16 protein-coding genes are annotated in these 17,100 nt (G+C 73.5%); 11 read left to right on the forward strand and 5 right to left on the reverse strand.

What is annotated here, in order from left to right; all coding sequences use genetic code 11:
• Positions 1-45: 45 nt before the first annotated feature.
• A complete protein-coding gene (locus tag O7625_RS24720) occupies positions 46-1,452 on the forward strand; it encodes a glycosyltransferase family 4 protein (RefSeq protein WP_282341939.1) in 1,407 nt (468 codons plus the stop codon).
• A 165-nt stretch (positions 1,453-1,617) separates the two neighbouring features.
• Here the strand turns inward: O7625_RS24720 and O7625_RS24725 are convergent, their stop codons facing one another.
• From O7625_RS24725 to O7625_RS24740, 4 genes are all read right to left on the reverse strand, one after another.
• Positions 1,618-2,901 carry a citrate synthase gene (locus O7625_RS24725; RefSeq protein WP_282341941.1) on the reverse strand — a complete coding sequence of 428 codons (1,284 nt, stop codon included), beginning with the start codon at positions 2,899-2,901 and terminating at the stop codon, positions 1,618-1,620.
• 216 nt (positions 2,902-3,117) lie between these two features.
• A complete protein-coding gene (locus O7625_RS24730; RefSeq protein WP_282341943.1) occupies positions 3,118-5,211 on the reverse strand; it encodes a sulfatase-like hydrolase/transferase in 2,094 nt (697 codons plus the stop codon).
• Positions 5,204-6,622 (reverse strand): class I SAM-dependent methyltransferase, encoded by a 1,419-nt coding sequence (locus O7625_RS24735; protein WP_282341945.1) that lies wholly within the window; start codon positions 6,620-6,622, stop codon positions 5,204-5,206. The genes O7625_RS24730 and O7625_RS24735 overlap by 8 nt, the downstream gene beginning before the upstream one ends.
• Positions 6,623-6,637: 15 nt before the next feature.
• Positions 6,638-6,868 carry a hypothetical protein gene (locus tag O7625_RS24740; RefSeq protein ID WP_282347147.1) on the reverse strand — a complete coding sequence of 77 codons (231 nt, stop codon included), beginning with the start codon at positions 6,866-6,868 and terminating at the stop codon, positions 6,638-6,640.
• A 189-nt stretch (positions 6,869-7,057) separates the two neighbouring features.
• Here O7625_RS24740 and O7625_RS24745 point away from each other — a divergent pair, with 189 nt between their 5' ends.
• Positions 7,058-7,456 (forward strand): VOC family protein, encoded by a 399-nt coding sequence (locus O7625_RS24745; RefSeq protein WP_282341946.1) that lies wholly within the window; start codon positions 7,058-7,060, stop codon positions 7,454-7,456.
• 136 nt (positions 7,457-7,592) lie between these two features.
• Here the strand turns inward: O7625_RS24745 and O7625_RS24750 are convergent, their stop codons facing one another.
• Positions 7,593-8,282: a helix-turn-helix domain-containing protein gene (locus O7625_RS24750; protein WP_282341948.1), complete on the reverse strand. Its 690-nt coding sequence runs from the start codon at positions 8,280-8,282 to the stop codon at positions 7,593-7,595.
• A gap of 195 nt (positions 8,283-8,477) precedes the next feature.
• Here O7625_RS24750 and O7625_RS24755 point away from each other — a divergent pair, with 195 nt between their 5' ends.
• From O7625_RS24755 to O7625_RS24795, 9 genes are read left to right on the forward strand one after another with little or no spacing between them, the layout of a single operon-like run.
• Positions 8,478-9,488 carry an asparaginase gene (locus O7625_RS24755; protein WP_172898355.1) on the forward strand — a complete coding sequence of 337 codons (1,011 nt, stop codon included), beginning with the start codon at positions 8,478-8,480 and terminating at the stop codon, positions 9,486-9,488.
• Entirely contained in the window at positions 9,485-10,516 is a 1,032-nt protein-coding gene (locus tag O7625_RS24760) for an alcohol dehydrogenase catalytic domain-containing protein (protein ID WP_282341950.1), read from the forward strand. Before O7625_RS24755 ends, O7625_RS24760 begins: the two co-directional genes overlap by 4 nt.
• Complete coding sequence (locus O7625_RS24765) at positions 10,513-11,949, forward strand: MmgE/PrpD family protein (protein WP_282341952.1); 1,437 nt, start codon at positions 10,513-10,515, stop codon at positions 11,947-11,949. The genes O7625_RS24760 and O7625_RS24765 overlap by 4 nt, the downstream gene beginning before the upstream one ends.
• Positions 11,943-12,881, forward strand: a complete 939-nt coding sequence (locus O7625_RS24770; RefSeq protein ID WP_067314771.1) for a polysaccharide deacetylase family protein — start codon at positions 11,943-11,945, stop codon at positions 12,879-12,881. Before O7625_RS24765 ends, O7625_RS24770 begins: the two co-directional genes overlap by 7 nt.
• 2 nt (positions 12,882-12,883) lie before the next feature.
• Positions 12,884-13,675, forward strand: a complete 792-nt coding sequence (locus tag O7625_RS24775; protein WP_282341954.1) for an ABC transporter ATP-binding protein — start codon at positions 12,884-12,886, stop codon at positions 13,673-13,675.
• Positions 13,672-14,532: an ABC transporter permease gene (locus O7625_RS24780; protein ID WP_282341955.1), complete on the forward strand. Its 861-nt coding sequence runs from the start codon at positions 13,672-13,674 to the stop codon at positions 14,530-14,532. Before O7625_RS24775 ends, O7625_RS24780 begins: the two co-directional genes overlap by 4 nt.
• The gene (locus O7625_RS24785) at positions 14,529-15,626 is read left to right on the forward strand and encodes an ABC transporter substrate-binding protein (RefSeq protein WP_282341957.1); all 1,098 of its coding nucleotides are present in this window, start codon (positions 14,529-14,531) and stop codon (positions 15,624-15,626) included. Before O7625_RS24780 ends, O7625_RS24785 begins: the two co-directional genes overlap by 4 nt.
• On the forward strand, positions 15,626-16,408 hold the full coding sequence (locus O7625_RS24790; RefSeq protein ID WP_282341959.1) for an aldolase/citrate lyase family protein: 783 nt from the start codon (positions 15,626-15,628) through the stop codon (positions 16,406-16,408). The genes O7625_RS24785 and O7625_RS24790 overlap by 1 nt, the downstream gene beginning before the upstream one ends.
• A complete protein-coding gene (locus O7625_RS24795) occupies positions 16,405-17,067 on the forward strand; it encodes an SDR family oxidoreductase (protein WP_282341960.1) in 663 nt (220 codons plus the stop codon). Before O7625_RS24790 ends, O7625_RS24795 begins: the two co-directional genes overlap by 4 nt.
• The last annotated feature ends 33 nt before the right edge of the window (positions 17,068-17,100 follow it).

Consider the following 17,100-nt stretch of genomic DNA (forward strand, 5'->3'; position numbering starts at 1 on the left):
CGTCGTTGCCGGCGCGACCCCTCGTGTGTACGGACGGAGATCGATGTGACCACCCTGCGGGTCAGCGAACACCTCGCGACCGCTGTGGACCGGACCTGCCGGCCCACCCCCACCTTCCGGCCCCAGCTCCCCCAGCAGGGCGGCGGCTCCGGCGTGCCCCCGCGCACCCGGCGCATCCTGATGCTCTCCTGGGAGTACCCGCCGGTGCTGGTCGGTGGGCTCGGCCGACACGTGCACGCCCTGTCGGTGGCGCTGGCCGCCGCCGGGCACGAGGTCACCGTGGTCACCCGGCACACCGACGGCGCCCCCCTGGAGGAGTACGCCGACGGGGTGCGGATCGTCCGCGCCGCCGAGGACCCGGTGACCTTCCCGCTGGCCACCGACTCCCTGCTGGCCTGGACGATGGCGTTCAACCACAGCCTGACCCGGGCCGCCCTGCGGGCCATCGAGTCCGGCACGTACGACGTGATCCACGCGCACGACTGGCTGGTCGCGCACACCGCCATGACGCTGCGTGCCCACCTGGACGTGCCGCTGGTCAGCACTATCCACGCCACCGAGGCCGGCCGGCACCAGGGCTGGCTGCCGGGCGAGATGAACCGCACCATCCACGGCGTCGAGCAGTGGCTGGCCGCCGAGTCCGGCCGGGTCATCGTCTGCTCCCGGTACATGCGCGACGAGGTGGGCGCGCTGTTCGACGTGCCGACGGCCCGGGTCGACGTGGTCCCCAACGGCGTCGAGCCGCACCGCTGGAAGGTGCCGACCTCGGCGGTCACCGCGGCCCGCACCCGGTTCGCCGGGGACGGCCCGCTGGTCACCTTCGCCGGCCGGCTGGTCTACGAGAAGGGCGTCCAGCACCTGATCGCCGGCCTGCCCCGGCTGCGGGACCGGCACCCGGGCCTGCGCGCGGTGATCGTCGGTGACGGGCCGTACAAGGCGGAGCTGGAGGCCGAGGTGCACCGGCTCGGGCTGGCCGGCACGGTCGCCATGCCCGGTTTCCTCGGCGGCACCGACCTGCCGGCGGTGATGGCCGCCTCGGACTGCTTCGCGGTGCCCAGCATCTACGAGCCGTTCGGCATGGTCGCCCTGGAGGGGGCGGCGGCCGGGGCGCCGCTCGCGGTCGCCGAGACCGGCGGGCTGGCCGAGATCGTCGAGCCGGGGGTGACCGGGATGACCTTCGCCCCGGAGGATCCGGCCGACCTCACCGAGGCCGTGCACGCGCTGCTGTCCGACCGGGAACGCGCCCGGGTGCTCGCCCGCCGGGCCCGCGCCATGGTGCACGAGCAGTACGGCTGGTCGGCGATCGCCCAGCGCACCGCGGCGGCGTACGCCTCGGCGATCGCCGGGGACGCCGCGTTCACCGCGCAGCGCGCCGAGCAGCGGATGGCGACCGGCCGGGTCACCGCCCCGATCCCGGCGGGCAACCTGCTCGTCGCCGCCGGCCTGCGCTGACCGGCCCCCGGGCCGGGTGATCGACTCGTTGTCAGCGAGGTTGCGGTAACCGGGCCTCGGGACACCGCCACGTCGGGGACCTGGAGTCGATCATCTGGTCCGACCCGGTGTACGCGAGAAGGCCGCCGACCCTAACGGGGTCGGCGGCCTTCGTCGGGACCGGGGTCAGCGCTCCGAGATCGCGGTGAAGTCCCGCTCCGGGGCGCCGGTGTAGATCTGCCGGGGCCGGCCGATCTTGGTCTCCGGGTCGCTGATCATCTCGCGCCACTGGGCGATCCAGCCGGGCAGCCGGCCCAGCGCGAACAGCACCGTGAACATCTTGGTCGGGAAACCCATGGCCTTGTAGATCAGGCCGGTGTAGAAGTCCACGTTGGGGTAGAGCCGGCGGGACACGAAGAAGTCGTCGGCGAGGGCGATCTCCTCCAGCTGCATCGCGAGGTCCAGCAGCGGGTCCGGCTTGGACATCCGGTTGAGCACGTCCTGGGCGGCCTTCTTGACGATGGCGGCCCGGGGGTCGTAGTTCTTGTAGACCCGGTGCCCGAAGCCCATCAGCTTCACACCGTCCTGCTTGTCCTTCACCTTGCGGACGAAGGACGCGACGTCACCGCCCTCGGCGTCGATCTTCTCCAGCATCTCCAGCACCGCCTGGTTCGCCCCGCCGTGCAGCGGGCCGAACAGGGCGTTCACCCCGGCCGAGACCGAGGCGAAGAGGTTGGCGTTGCTGGAGCCGACCAACCGGACGGTGGAGGTCGAGCAGTTCTGCTCGTGGTCGGCGTGCAGGACGAAGAGCATGTCCAGCACCCGGGCCACCACCGGGTCGACCTCGTACGGCTCGGCGGGCACCCCGAAGGTCATCCGCAGGAAGTTGTCCACGTAGCCCAGCGAGTTGTCCGGGTACAGCAGCGGCTGACCGATGGACTTCTTGTAGGCGTACGAGGCGATGGTGGGGACCTTCGCCATCAACCGGACCGTCGACATCTCCACGTGCTCGGAGTCGAACGGGTCCAGGCTGTCCTGGTAGAAGGTCGAGATGGCGCTGACGGCCGAGGACAGCACGGCCATCGGGTGGGCGTCCCGGGGGAACCCGTCGAAGAACCGGCGCATCTCCTCGTGCAGCAGGGAGTGCCGCCGGATCCGCTCGCTGAACTCGGTCAGCTGCTGCTGGGTCGGCAGCTCGCCGTAGATGAGCAGGTAGGAGACCTCCAGGAAGGAGGACTTCTCGGCCAGTTGGTCGATCGGGTAGCCGCGATACCGCAGGATGCCCGCGTCACCGTCGATGTAGGTGATCGCGGAAGAACAGGACGCGGTATTGACGAACCCGGGATCGTATGTTGTCATCCCGGTTTCCTTGAGCAGCTTGCTGACCCCGATGCCCGCGGGGCCCTCGACCGCGCCCTGCACCGGCATGGAAAGCTGCCCACCGGGGTGGTCGAGCTTGACTTCCGTCATGTGGTTCCTCGCTTCGCCGGCGAATCTTCGTTGAATTGCCTTCGCTTTTACCGTAATCGCGGTCGCGGGGATACCGCCCGCCGTGGTTCGGCGGTGAGGTATGCGTCACCCGTTTCCCGGCCCGACGGCCCGGAAACCCCGGCCGGTGCGAACCCGGCCGCGGCCGGGCGAACACCGGGGACGTGACGGTAGAAAGCGGCGATAGCCGACGAAAGCTCAGGAGAGGGTCAGTCGGCGCAGCGCGCCGTCAGTGCCCACCCGGTAGATGTCCAGCCGGTTCGCACCGGCCCGGAACAGCCGGTCGTCGGCGAGCAGGGCGGCGAACCGACGGCCGCCCCGATCCTGCGGCACCACCGGGACGACCGCGCCGACCCGGCCGTTGACGGCCACCGCGAGCAGCGTGCCGTCGGGCACCTGCCGGGGCACGGAGCCCCAGACCAGGGCCGGCAGGTCACCCGCCGCCGGATCGACGTGGTCGAACGCGCTCAGGTGCGCCACGGTGGCGGTGCCGCCGACCGGCTTCTCCCCCACCGTCGTGCCGACCAGCGGGTGCGCGGCGGGCGGCCCGGCCCGGCCCGGCACCCCGCCGGGAAGGACGATCCGCTCACCCGGCCGGTCATAGAAGTACTTCTCGGTACGCTCGCGCGGCGGCTGCCCCGCCGACCGCCCGTCGAGCCGCCACGGAATCCGGACGTGCACCGCGTCGGCGATGGTGGGCAGCAAGTCGACGTGCTCCCAGTTGCGGTCGTCGACCCGACCGGCCCGCTGGCCGGGCTCCTTGACGAACATCGGCACCCAGGCGACCTCGCCGGCCGCGTGGTCGATCGCGTCCTGCCCCCGGCCCTGCCAGTCCCGGGTGAAGCTCACCCCGTGGTCGGCGGTGAGCACGACCAGCGACCTGTCGTACAGCCCACCGGCGCGCAACGTCCGCAGCGTCTCGCCGAGCAGCCGGTCGGTGTACCGCAGCTGGGCCAGGTGCCGCGCGTGGGCCAGCTCCACCCAGCCCGTACCGTCGTTGGGCAGGTCGTCCGGGGCCTCGTACCGCGCCCCGGACGGCAGGTACGTCCACGGCGGGTGCGGCATCAGCAGGTGCAGGAAGTGCAGGGTCGGCCGGTCGGTCGGCCGCAGGCCGGCGAGGAAGCTGGTGAACCGGGCCGGCTGGTTGTCGTTCAGGCTGTCCCAGCGGAACTTCGGGTCGGCCGGGACCGGTTCGGCGGCGTCCAGGCCCACCTCGGCGGCGGTCTGCTCCCGGTACGACTCCTCCGGGTCGACCCGGCTGTCCACCGGGGCGGCGATCCGGCCCAGCAGCGTGCCGCTCTCCCGGAGCAGCACCCCGAGCCCCTGTTCCGGGGCGACCGGCTGGTCACAGCGGCTGGGCGGGCAGAGCCGGGTGATGCTCTCCTGGGCACGGATGTCGTACAGACCGCCGAGGGCGGTGAAGAGGTTGTCCGGGTACTGCGAGTAGTGCGGTGCCGACGGCTGCGCCGGATACCGACCGGTCAGCATCGCCGGCAGCGCGTACGGCGTCCAGCCGCTGACGCCGGTGGCGTTGCGGTACCAGGTCGAGCCGCCGGCCAGCGCGGCGAAGTTCGGGTAGCTCGCGGCGTCGATCCGCCCGTCCGGGCCGAGCAGCGAGACCAGCGGCAACTCGTCCAGGACGATCATGACGACCGGCGGGTGCGATCCCGGACCGGCGATCCCGGCGGCGCCCTGGTGCGCCCGGGGCAGCACCACCGCCGAGGCCGGCGAGGCGAACAGGAACAACCCGACGAAGACGACCGGGCCGAGGGCCGCCACCCGCAGCACCCGGCCGGGCGTCGACCACCGCCGGTGCGCCGCCGCCCCGGCCGCCCCGGCCAGCACCGCCACCAGCAGCAGCGGTACCCCCCGCAGCGGCGTCACCTGCCGACCCACCTGCACGGCCAGCGCGGCCAGCAGCAACCCCACGACGACGGTGTGGACGCCGGCCCGGACCCGACCCCCGGCCAGCCGGGTCAGCGCCCCGAGCAGCACCACCACGGCAGCGGGCAGCACGGCGACCAACGCCACCAGGGCGAGGACGTCCCGGCTGGTGGCCCGGTGGAACAGGAAGAAGTCGGGGCTGCGGCCCAGCACGTCGAGCAGGGGCTGGGTGACCACCAGGCCGACCAGGGCGACCACCTCGCAGGCCCGGCGCAGCTCGACCCGCCAAGCCGACGGGGTGGGTCCGGCGTCCGCCCCGGCGGGCGGCGTGTGCGCGGCGTCCGCCCCGGCGGGCGGGACGGATCCGGTCTGCCGGTCCGGCGCGTGGGTGAGGGCCGGTTCAGCCATCCACCACCGCCTGGTAGAGCGTCCGGGTTCCGGAGGGCAGGTCCTGCTGGCGTTCGATCCGGCAGCGGGCGGTCAGCAGCCGGGCGAACTCGTCGCGCCGGTAGTCGGGGAAGATCCCGGCCGGCTTGTTGGCGAGCAGCCGCCGCGCCATCGGGTCCTGCGGGTGGACGAACTCCACCACCAGCCGGCCACCGGGCCGGACGTACCCGACCAGCTGGTCGACCACCTCGGGCAGCGGCACGTTACGACCGATCGCCAGGTGGTGCACCACGGCGAGGGCGAGCACCAGGTCGGCGTGGGTCCGGGCGGCGAACCCGGCCCGCTCCACGCCCGCCCAGCCGCCCCCGGGCGACGGGTCGGCCAGGTCCATCACCAGCGGCAGGATCCGCCGGTCGCCCTCGGCACGCAGCGCCCGGTAGAGGGTGTCGACCACGGCCGGGTCCTGCTCCACCGCGACCACCTGGGCGGCGTGCCGGGCGGCGATCCGGGCGTACCGGCCGTCGTTGGCGCCGAGGTCGAGCACCAACCGGGCGGTGCCGCCGGTCACCGCCGCCGCGACGAAGCTCTCCTTGGCCGCCCGGTCCGCCGGGCTGTAGCCGCAGGTGCGCTGGTAATCGGCCCAGTGGCCACCGTCGACCCGACGGTCCAGCCGACGGACCAACCGCGCCAGCCGGCGTACGGTGGCCAGCGCCAGGTGGCGGGAGTAACCGGCGTCGCGCAGCTGGGCGGTGACGGCGCTGCTGCTGGCCGTGGCGTGCCGGGCCTGCATCACACCGTGCAGGTGCACGTGCGTCGGCACCCCGGGCAGCAACCGCCGGACCCCCCGGAACAGGGGCCGCAGCTGGTCCGGCTCGATCCCGTCGACCCGGGCGCGCAGCCAGGGCTGGAAGTCCACCCCGAGGTGCGCCTGGAGCAGCAGCGGATAGAGCAGGGTCTGGCAGAACTGCCGGTAGCCGGCCCACGGCTCCCCCTCGACCAGCGGCGCGAACGAGCCGATGTCGATGAAGACCGGGGTCGCCCCCCGCCACTGGAGGTTGTAGGCCGAGCCGTCCTTGACGGTGAACCCCGCCTCCAGCGCCCGACGCAGGATCTCCAGGTGCAGCAGGGCGGCATCGCGCAGCATGCCGAACGACCACTCGTACGGGTGCGACACGAACGGGATCCGCTCGTGCCGCAGCACCGTCGTCCAGCCGGTGTCCGGCAGCGTCGTCGGGTCGACCGCCGTGGTGGCGCAGACCTTGCCCTCGGCGAGCAGCGCGGCGAAGAAGTCGCTGGCCGCGAGGGACCGCCAGTCGGCGGCGGCCTGCGGGCCGAGACCGCGCAACACCTGGTCACCGAGGTGGAAGACGCGGTTGGCGGGGTCGCGGAAGGACCCGGGCTCGGCCCGGATCCGCAGGTCGGCGGTGGTCATCGGGACACCCGCCCGTCAGTTGTCGGCCGGCTGGCGCGGCTGCCGTTCGGACGGGACGCCCTCGGCGGGGTCGGTGTCCACGGATCCCGTGTCGGTGGGTGCGGAACCGGTGGGCCGGCGACCCAACCGGGCGGCGAACCGCCGCCAGTAGAGCTTCGCGGCGACCGCCGCGCCCGCGGTCCCACCGACAACCGCCTGCACGATCAGGCTGCCGGACCCCGCGTCCAGGTAGGCCAGGTGCATCATCGGCCGCTCCCTTCCCTCACCGTCATGGACCCCGGTCAGACACGCCCGCATGAGGCTTTTATGCCTGAAAGCCGGTTTGTTCCCTTGACACCGTACGTCGTCCGGTGCCGCCGCGCGGGAAACCTGGATCCCTGCGCCCGGTCCGTTCCGTTCAAGACCGCGCGGCGGGAGGCGCCCTACGCTGCCGGCATGACACCTCAGCTCGATCTCGTCGGTTGCGCGGTCAGCGACATGGCGCGCACCCTGGACTTCTACCGTCGGCTCGGGTTGGACATCCCGGCCGACGCCGACCACGAGGACCACGTCGAGGTCACCCTGCCGGGTGGGTTACGGCTGGCCTGGGACACCGTGGCGATGCTGCGCGGCTTCCACCCCGACTGGACGCCGCCCAGCGGCAGCCCGCGCACCAGCCTGGCCTTCCGATGCTCCGACCCGGCCGAGGTGGACCGTTACTGGACCGCGCTGACCGACGCGGGCTTCCACGGCGAGGTCGCCCCCTGGGACGCCTTCTGGGGCCAGCGGTACGCCATCCTGCACGACCCCGACGGCAACGGCGTCGACCTCTTCGCCCCCCTCGACCCGAGCTGAGCCGCACCCTCGACCCCCGGGCCGAGCCGAGCCGCACCCCCGACCCCGCGGGCCGGGCCGAGCCGCACCCCCGACCCCGCGGGCCGGGCCGGGCCGGGCCGCACCCCCGACCCCGCGGGCCGGGCTACGCCCTCGGTCAGCGGGCGAACAGGGTGGTCGGCGGGACGCCGGTCAGGTCCCGCACGTCGCGGGTGAGGTGGGCCTGGTCGGCGTAGCCGGCGCGGGCGGCCACCTCGGCCAGCCCGATCCCGTGACCGGCCAGGGCAAGGGCGCGGCGCAGCCGCAGGATGCGGGCGAGGGTCTTCGGGCCGTACCCGAAGAGGGCCTGGCTGCGGCGGTGCAGGGCGCGCGGACCGAGGCCGACCCCGGCGGCGGTCGCGGTGACCGTGGCACCGGCGGCGAGCAGGGCGGCCACCCGGGGGCCGAGCGGATCCGGGCCGCCCACCCGGGCGAGCCGGGCGGCCGCCACCGTGGCCAGGTCGGCGGCGGTGGGTGCGTCACCCAGGCGCTCGGCGAGCCGGGCGGCCTCCCGGCCCCACAGCGCGTCGAGGGGTATCCGCTGGTCACGCAGGTCGGCAGCGGGGACGCCGAAGACCGCCGGCCCCACCCCGGGAGGCAGCCGGGCCCCGCGCCACCGCTCCCCCGGGGTCGACACGCTCCACTGCGCCGTGCGGTCCGGCCCGGCGACCAGCAGGCCCGACCGGCTGGACCAGAGCAGGTCCAGGCAGCCGTCGGGCAGCACCCGCGTCGGCCGGGCGTCCGGTCCGCTCTCGCTCGCCCAGAGCACCGCGCCGGTGATCACCTCGGTAGGCCGTTCCCGGTACACGGGGCAAGCCTGCCACGCCGCCGGCCGACGGCCGCGCCGCGACACCGCCACCGGGCCGAACCGGACGAAGACGGACACCGAAACAGGCCCGACACCAGCGGGTGACCTGGCGGGTCACCATCGCGCATCTTCCTTGCTTTGACGTTCCTGCAGCTCTTGTGCAGGGCGAACGTTTGTGCAACTGTCATCACTCAATTGAGCAATCGTTTGCGCAAGGGGGTGTGGCTGGTGCGGATCGCGGTTCTGGCGACCGGGGGGACGATCGCGTCGCGGTGGGATCCCGACGAGGGCCTGGCCGTGACCGACTCCGTCACGGACCTGCTGAAGAACGTCGTCGGCACGACCGACGTGGAGATCCACGGCTTCGACCTGTCCTGCCGCCCGAGCTTCACGCTCTCCCTGGACGACATGCTCGCCACCGTGCGGGCCGTCCGGGCCAAGCTGGCCGACGGATTCACCGGCGTGGTCGTCACCCACGGCACCGACACGCTGGAGGAGGCCGCCTACCTGACCGGTCAGCTCACCGGCCCCGACGCCCGCGTCGTGCTGACCGGCGCGCAACGCGGTGCCGACGAGCCCGACTCCGACGCCGGGCGCAACCTCGCCGACGCGCTCCGGGTGGTCACCGCGGCACAGCCGCTCGGCGCGGCGACGGTCATGGGCGGTGTCGCGTACGCCGCGGTGGAGAGCCGCAAGGTGCACACCTCGGCGGTGTCGGCGTTCTCCGGCGGCACGGCCGGGGTGCTCGCCCTGGTCGACCCGGACGGCGTGCTGCGGGTCTCCACCGCCGCCCGGGGCAGCCACTACGCCCACCGCCCGGTGCCCACCGCGCTTCCCCGGGTGGACCTGGTCAAGCTCGTCGCCGGTGCGGACGGCACCCACCTGCGCGCGTCGCTGCACGCCGGGGCCGCCGGGATCGTGGTCGAGGCGTTCGGGGCCGGCAACGCCCCGCCCGCGGTCGCCGAGGCCGTCGGGGAGGCCCACCGACGCGGCGTACCGGTGGTCATCACCAGCCGGACCGGGGCCGGTCGGGTCCGTCCCGTGTACGCCGGCGGCGGCGCCGCCCTCGCCCGCGCCGGCGCGCTGTTCGCCGGTGACCTCACCGGCGCCCAGGCCCGGGTGGCGCTGGCCCTCGCCCTGGCCGTCGAAGAACCCGGCGTCGTGCCGGCAGCCCTGCACGCCATGGTGGAAGGACGTCGAGCGTGAAGACCGAAGCAGTGACCATGAACGGGTACGGCGGCCCAGAGACCCTCACCCTCGCCGAGGTCGACCTGCCCGACCCCGGGCCGGACGAGGTCGTGCTGCGGGTGCTCGCCGTCGCCGTCAACCACCTCGACGCCGACCTGCGCAGCGGGGTGTCCCGGATGCCGCTGCGGCTGCCGCACGTGCTCGGCCGCGAGGTCGTCGGCGTGGTGGAACGCCTCGGCTCCGGGGTCACCGGCCGGGCCCCGGGCGACCGCGTGCTGGTGCTGCCCAACACGCCCTGCGGCAGCTGCCCCCGGTGTCTGACCGGACGGGCCAACCTCTGCCCGAACGCCGACATGCCCGGCATCACCCGGTGGGGCGGCTACGCCCGGCACGCGGTCGCCCCGGCGCGCGGCCTGCTGGACATCGGCGACCTCGACCCGGTGGTCGCCGCGGCCACCCCGATCTCCTTCGGCACCGCCTGGCGCACCCTGTACTCGATCGGCCGGCTCGCCCCCGGCGAGTGGGTGCTCGCCCCGGGTGCCGCCGGTGGGCTCGGGCACGCGGTGGTGCAGCTCGCCAAGCTGGGCGGCGCGCGGGTGGTCGGCCTGATCGGCGACCCGGCGAAGGCCGACTTCGTCTTCTCGCTCGGCGCGGACGCGGTGCTGAGCACCCGCGATCCGGACTGGGCCACCGAGGCCCGGAAGATCACCGGGGACGCGGGCTTCGACGTGATCGTCGAACACATCGGCGGCGACGTCTTCGAGGCCGCGCTGGGCACCCTCGCCCCGACCGGCCGGCTGATCGTCGGTGGCGGCCACGCCGGGGAGCACCCGCACCTCGACCTGATCGAGACCTTCCGCAACGAGTACGAGCTGCGCGGGTCGCGCAGCCAGCGCCCCGACGAGATCGCCCGGGTGCTGGGCCTGGTCGCGGCGGGGCAGCTCACCCCCCGGGTCGACGCGGTCCTGTCGTTGGCCGACGCCGGCCGTGCCCACCAGGCGCTCGCCGACCGGCGGGTGCTCGGCAAGCAGGTGATCACGCCGTGACCGGTCACCGGCGGGGCGGTGCCCGCGACGACGTGCTGGCCACCCTCGTCGCCGGTGCCGTGGAGGCCGCCGACACGCTGCTGGCCACCGGCGCGGGCCAGGTGCTGGCCCGGCAGGTCGCGGCCCGGCTGACCGCCAACGCCGTCGCGGCCCGCGGGCTGCTGCCCGCCGGGCTCGACACCGCCGGTGACCCGGACGGCCGGTGCACCCTGCTGGCCGCCCCGGGCGGGACCGACCAGCCGGAGCGGGCCGCTGCGGTGACCGCGGCGGCGATCACCGTCAGCCAGTGCGACGAGGGGCTGCGCGAATCCCGGGGACACCCGGGGCTGCACGCCTACGCCGCCGCGCTGGCCGCCGCCGAGGCCGACGACCGCAGCCTGCGGGTGTTCCTGCGGGCGCTGACGGTCGGCTGGGAGGTGGGCGCGCGGCTCGGGCTACTGCTCGGCGCACCCCGCCCCGGGGTGCACCCGCACGGTGGGTGGGGCACCGGCGCGGCGGCGGCCGCCGCCGGGATCGTCGCCGGTCAGGACACCGCCGGGGTGACCGACACGGTGAACCTGGCGCTGACCGTGGCGCTGGCCGGTCCGGAGGCCGACACCCGGCGGGGACACCCCGCCCACTACCTGCTGCCCGCCCTCGGCACCGCCAACGGACTGGCCGTCGCCCGGCTCGCCGCCGCCGGCTTCCCGGCCACCGGCCCGGCGCTGCCCCACCTCGGCCGGACCGTCCACCTGTGCGTCGCCGACCGGCCGGTGGATGCCGCGCTGCTGTCCCGACCGCTGCTGCCGGACGCCTACTTCAAGCCGGTGGGGGTGTGCGCGCACACCCTGACCGGCTGGACGGTGGCCCGGGCGATGGCCCGGGACCTGCCGGCCGCCGAGGTGGCGACGGTGACCGTGGACACCTACGCGGGCGCGGCCCTGCTGGCCGAGCGCCGACCGGTCGGCCGGCTGGCCCGTCAGTTCAGCATCCCGTGGGTGGTGGCCTGCGGGCTGCTCGGCACCGACCCGGGTGCCCCGGCCGGGCCGGCGGACGACCGGTGGACCCGTGCGGCCCGACTCGCCGAGCGGGTGACCGTACGCCACGACCCCGGTCTGGACCCGGGGTATCCGGCGGGCCGACCGGCGGTGGTGGAGGTGACCACCCGCACCGGTGCCCGGCTGTCCGGGCGCGCCCGGTTCCACCACGGCGACCGGGAGGACCCGATGACGGCCGACGAGCTGACCGCCGTGGACGCCGCGCTGCTGCGCACGCCAGGGACACCGACCGGGGCGACCGACCTGCTGCACGGGCTGGCCCGGGCTCCCGGGGCGACCCGACTGCGAGACCTCACCGCGCTGGTGCGCGACGGGGCACCGAATCCGAACGGCGACCCGCCACCGGTTCCCGCTGGGCCCGGCCCATCCGGCAGAAAGGACATGACGTCATGGTGATCAGAGTCGAACCCGGCACCGAGCGGGACTTCATCGGCTACGGCGCGGACCTGCCCCGCGTCGAGTGGCCCGGTGGCGCCCGGGTGGCGGTGAGCCTGTGCCTCAACTACGAGGAGGGGGCCGAGCACAGCCTCCTCGACGGCGACAGCGTCAACGAGTGGGTCGGCGAGATCTCGTACACGCCCACCAGCGCCGAGCACCGGGACCTGTCCCAGGAGTCGGTCTACGAATACGGCAGCCGGGCCGGCGCATGGCGGCTGCTGCGGCTGTTCGACCGTACACAGACCCCGGTGACGGTGTACGGCTGCGCCGAGGCGCTGGCCCGTAACCGGCCGCTGACCAGGGCCTTCGTCGACGCCGGGCACGAGATCTGCTCGCACGGCCTGCGCTGGCGGGAGCCGTCGGGGATGACCGAGGACGAGGAACGCGCCGAGATCCGCCAGGCGGTGGCGACGATCACCGAGCTGTGCGGGGAGCGCCCGGTCGGCTGGTACTCCCGGTACGCCCCGTCGGACCGGACCCGGCGGCTGCTGGTCGAGGAGGGCGGCTTCCGCTACGACTCCAACGCCTACAACGACGACCTGCCGTACTGGGTGCAGGTGGCCGGGCAGCGACATCTGGTGGTGCCGTACACGCACACCTACAACGACGGCCGGTTCGCGTTCAGCCCCGGTTACGGCAACCCGACGGACTTCTTCGAGAACTGCCGGCGGGGCATCCAGTACCTGTGGGAGGAGGGCGAGACCTCCCCCAAGATGATCTCGATCGGGCTGCACGCCCGGCTGATCGGCCAGGCCGGTCGGGCCTCCGCGCTGCGTGACCTGATCGCCTGGGCACAGGACCTGCCCGGGGTCTGGTTCGCCCGGCGGCGCGACATCGCCGACTGGTGGCACCACCACTACTCCGACCTGCCGGCCCACGGAGGGCAGTGACCATGCGTATCGAGATCGACAACGTGGCCAAGGGTTATCCCCGGGCCGACGGGAGCCGGCTGTCGGTGGTCGGCAGCCTCAGCACCACGATCGAGGCGCAGGAGTTCGTCTGCGTGATCGGACCGAGCGGATGCGGCAAGTCGACGCTGCTCGGCCTGCTCGGCGGGCTGCGCCGGCCGGACGACGGGGAGATCCGCTTCGTCGGCGAACGCACCGCCGCCGGCCCGCTCACCTCGATCGTCTGGCAGGACTACGCGCTGATCCCGTGGCGTTCCATCGCCGACAACGTCGGCTTCGGGCTGGAGCTGCGCGGGGTACCCGCCGGCCGCCGCCGGGAGGTGGCCCGGGAGCACCTGACGATGATGGGCATCGAGGCGTTCGCCGACAACAAGCCGCACGAGCTGTCCGGCGGGATGCGCCAGCGGGCCGGGATCGCCCGCGCCCTGGCCAGCGACCCCGAGGTCCTGCTGATGGACGAGCCGTTCGCGGCGGTGGACGCCCAGACCCGGACCCTGCTGCAGGACGAGCTGCTCCAGGTCTGGTCGAGGCACCGCAAGACGGTCCTGTTCATCACGCACAGCATCGAGGAGGCGCTGTTGCTGGCCGACCGGATCATCGTGCTCGGGCCCCGGCCGACCCGGGTGGTCGAGGAGATCCGGGTGCCGTTCCCCCGGCCGCGTACCCGCGACGTCGAGTTGGACCCGCGGTTCACCGAGTTGAAGCGCCACCTGTGGGCGCAGCTGCGGGACGCCACCCTGGCGGCCGAGTGGGCGGAAGCGAAGGGGGACCGATGAGCGAGCAGAGCGTGCCGACCCGGGAGCGGGCGACCGACGAACCCGTGGTCCGCTACGCGGTGGACCCCCGCGCGGAACGCCCGCCGGGTCGCGGGTTCAAGCTGCTCAGCAGCGGGCTGGGCAGCATGGTCCCGGTGGTCGTGGTGCTGGCGCTCTGGCAGGTCGGCAGCATGGCCGGGCTGATCGACAAGACCTTCTTCCCGGCCCCGTCGGAGTGCGTGCAGGCCCTGGTCGACCTGTTCTCCTCCGGGGAGTTGCTGCCGAACGTCGGGATCACCGCCCAGCGCATCCTGCTCGGCTTCCTGCTCGGGGTGATCCCGGCGACGCTGCTGGGCATCGCGATGGGACGGTCGCGGTGGGTACGGGTGCTGATCGATCCGCTGATCGCCATCACGTACCCGATCCCGGTGGTGGCGATCCTGCCGCTGCTGCTGGTCATCTTCGGCACCGGTGGCCGGCCGATCGTGGTGCTCGCCGGGATCATCTCGTTCTTCCCGGCGGTGGTGAACGCGATGTCCGGGGTGCTCCAGGTCGACGAGCGGCTGATCCTGATGGCCCGCAACCTGGGCGCCGGTCGGCAGCAGATCCTGTGGAAGATCGTCCTGCCGGGGGCCCTGCCGTCCATCTTCGCCGGTATCCGGCTGGCCGCGGGGCTCGCCCTGCTGGGCACGATCGCCGGTGAGTTCCTCGCCGCCAGTGACGGCGTCGGGTCGATGACCTGGCGGTACTGGCAGATCTATCAGATCGACAACATGTACGCCACGCTCGCGGTCATCGCGGCGATGGGCTTTTTCCTCACCACGGTGACGCTGCGGGTGCAGCGGCGCTTCTTCAGCTGGACGGAGGGCCAACCATGACAATCAAGCGGATCACGACGATCAAGCAAAAAGGTGTCATCGCCGCGCTGTTGGGGGCGAGCCTGCTGCTCGGCACCGCGGCCTGCGGTGACGACGCGGAGTCGACAGGCTCCGGCGGTACCGACAAGGTGACTGTCAACTCGCTGGAGATCCTCTCGCTGGCCCCGATGATGGTGGCCGACGCGAAGGGCTTCTTCGGCAAGCACCAGGTCGAGGTGGAGTTCAGCAACGCCGACATCTACTCCCGGCTGGCGGTGCAGGGTCAGGGCAAGCTGGACGTGAACATCCCGGGCACCGGTGGCGCGCTGTTCAACGCGGTCAACCAGGGGCTGCGGGTGCGGGCGGTGGCCGACCGGCAGCAGTACCGGTGCGCGTCGGACAACCTCCTGCTGGCCCGGACCCAGGCCTTCGACGGCGGGCTCAAGAGCGTGGCCGACCTCAAGGGCAAGAAGGTCGCCATCCTGGCCAAGGGTTCGACCACCGAGTACTGGCTGGACCGGGCGCTGGGTGAGGTCGGGCTCAAGCAGTCCGACCTGGGGCAGATCGTGACCCTGAGCTACCCGGACACCGCCAACGCGCTCAAGAGCGGTGCGGTGGACGCCGGCTTCGTGGTCCAGCCGCTGGCGTACCAGCTCATCACCGACGGGCAGGCCAAGCGGGTGCTGGCGATGAACGAGGTGGCGCCCAACCAGGAGCAGGGCCTGATCACCATGTCGCAGGACTTCATCAGCAAGCGACCCGAGGTCGCGGCCCGGTGGATGGCCGGCTGGCTGGAGGGCGTGCGCTACTACCAGGACCCGGCCAACAAGGACGACGTCATCTCCATCGTGGCCGAGCGGACCAAGGTGCCGGCGGCGACGATCACCAAGCTGTACGGCACCGACCAGTGGCCGTACATGGACCCGAACGGTCGGGTGGACACCGCGACGGTGGCCGCCGAGGACGGCAAGTGGCTGCTCGACAACAAGATCATCGAGAAGCTGCCGGAGGTCGGTGAGTGGCACGACGGCTCGGTCGTCGACGCCGCCCTGAAGATCGTCGGCGAGGTGCCGGCCAACCGCGACTGCGGTGGCGTGCAGAAGCTGGAGTCCTGATGTTTCCCCGTCCGAGCCGGCTGGCCGAGGTGCTGCGCGACGGTGGCGTCGCCCTCGGCAGCCTGACCCTGCTGCAGGAACCGGCGATCGGCGAGATCCTCGGCGCGCTCGGCTACGACTTCCTGGTCGTCGACACCGAGCACGCCGCGGCCGACGAGCAGAGCGTGCTGGCGATGGTCCGGGCGGCCGGCTCGGCGGGGACCACCCCGCTGGTCCGGCTGCGTCGGATCGAGGAGAAGGACCTGCTCTGGTCCCTGGACAGCGGCGCTGGCGGGGTGGTGCTGCCGCTGGTGGAGACCGGCGCGCAGGCCGTCGAGGCGGCCCGGCTGACCCACTACCCGCCGGTCGGCGACCGGACGCTGTGCTCGGCGGCGCGGGCCGCCGGGCACGGCACCGCCCGGGGCGACTTCGACCGCTACCTGACCTGGGCCGGGCAGAACACCACCGTCGTCGCCCTGGTCGAGACCCCCACCGGACTGGCCAACCTGGACGACATCCTCGCCGCCGACCTCGACGTGCTGATGCTCGGCCGGGCCGACCTGTCGGTCAAGCTGGGCCTGGGCTACCAGCCCACCCATCCGGAGGTCGAGAAGCACGCGATCGCGTTCGTCGAGCGGGTGGTCGCCGCCGGTCGGGTCGCCGGCATGCTGGCCTACTCGGCCGAGGAGGCCCGCCGTTGGATCGACCGGGGCGTCCGCTTCGTCGTCTACTCCCAGCCGGAGATGCTGCTCTCCGACGCCTACCGGCGGGCCCGCGACGAGATCCTCGGCGGTCCGTCGTGAGCCTGCTGGTGACCGGCGGGGCCAGCGGCATCGGTGCGGCCGTGGTCGCCACCGCCCGCGCCCGGGGCGAGACGGTGCACGTGCTGGACGTCTCGACCGGCGTGGACGCCGCCGACCCGGTCGCGGTCGGCGAGTTCGTCGACGCGATCGGCACCCCGACCCGGGTGGCCCACCTGGCCGGGGTGGTCAGCGCCGGTGGCATCGAACAGACCAGCCTCGCCGAGTGGGACCGCACCCTGCGCAACAACCTGACCGCCGCGTTCGTCGTCAGCCAGGCCGTGGTGCCCCGGATGGCGGCGGCCGGCGGCGGGTCGCTGGTGCTGATGAGCAGCCTCAACGCCCGCGACGGCGGCACCCGGCTGTCGGGCACCGCGTACGCGGCGGCGAAGGCCGGGGTGCTCGGCTTGATGCGGCACCTCGCGGTCGACTTCGGACCCCGCGGGGTTCGGGTCAACGCCGTCGCGCCCGGCCCGGTGGCCACCCCGATGCACGACCGGTTGACCGCCGAACAGAAGGCGGGGCTGCGGGCCCGGATGCCGCTGGGCCGGGTCTCCTCGGCGCAGGAGATCGCCGACATCGTGCTGTTCCTGCTCTCCGACTCCTGCGCCACGGTCACCGGCACCACCTTCGATGTGAACGGGGGCAGTCATCTCAGCTAGGTTGCCGGGTACGGGTACGGGAGCGGCACGGGA

This window comes from Micromonospora sp. WMMD714, from assembly GCF_029581315.1.
In the GTDB taxonomy this organism is placed as follows: Bacteria; Actinomycetota; Actinomycetes; order Mycobacteriales; family Micromonosporaceae; genus Micromonospora; species Micromonospora rifamycinica.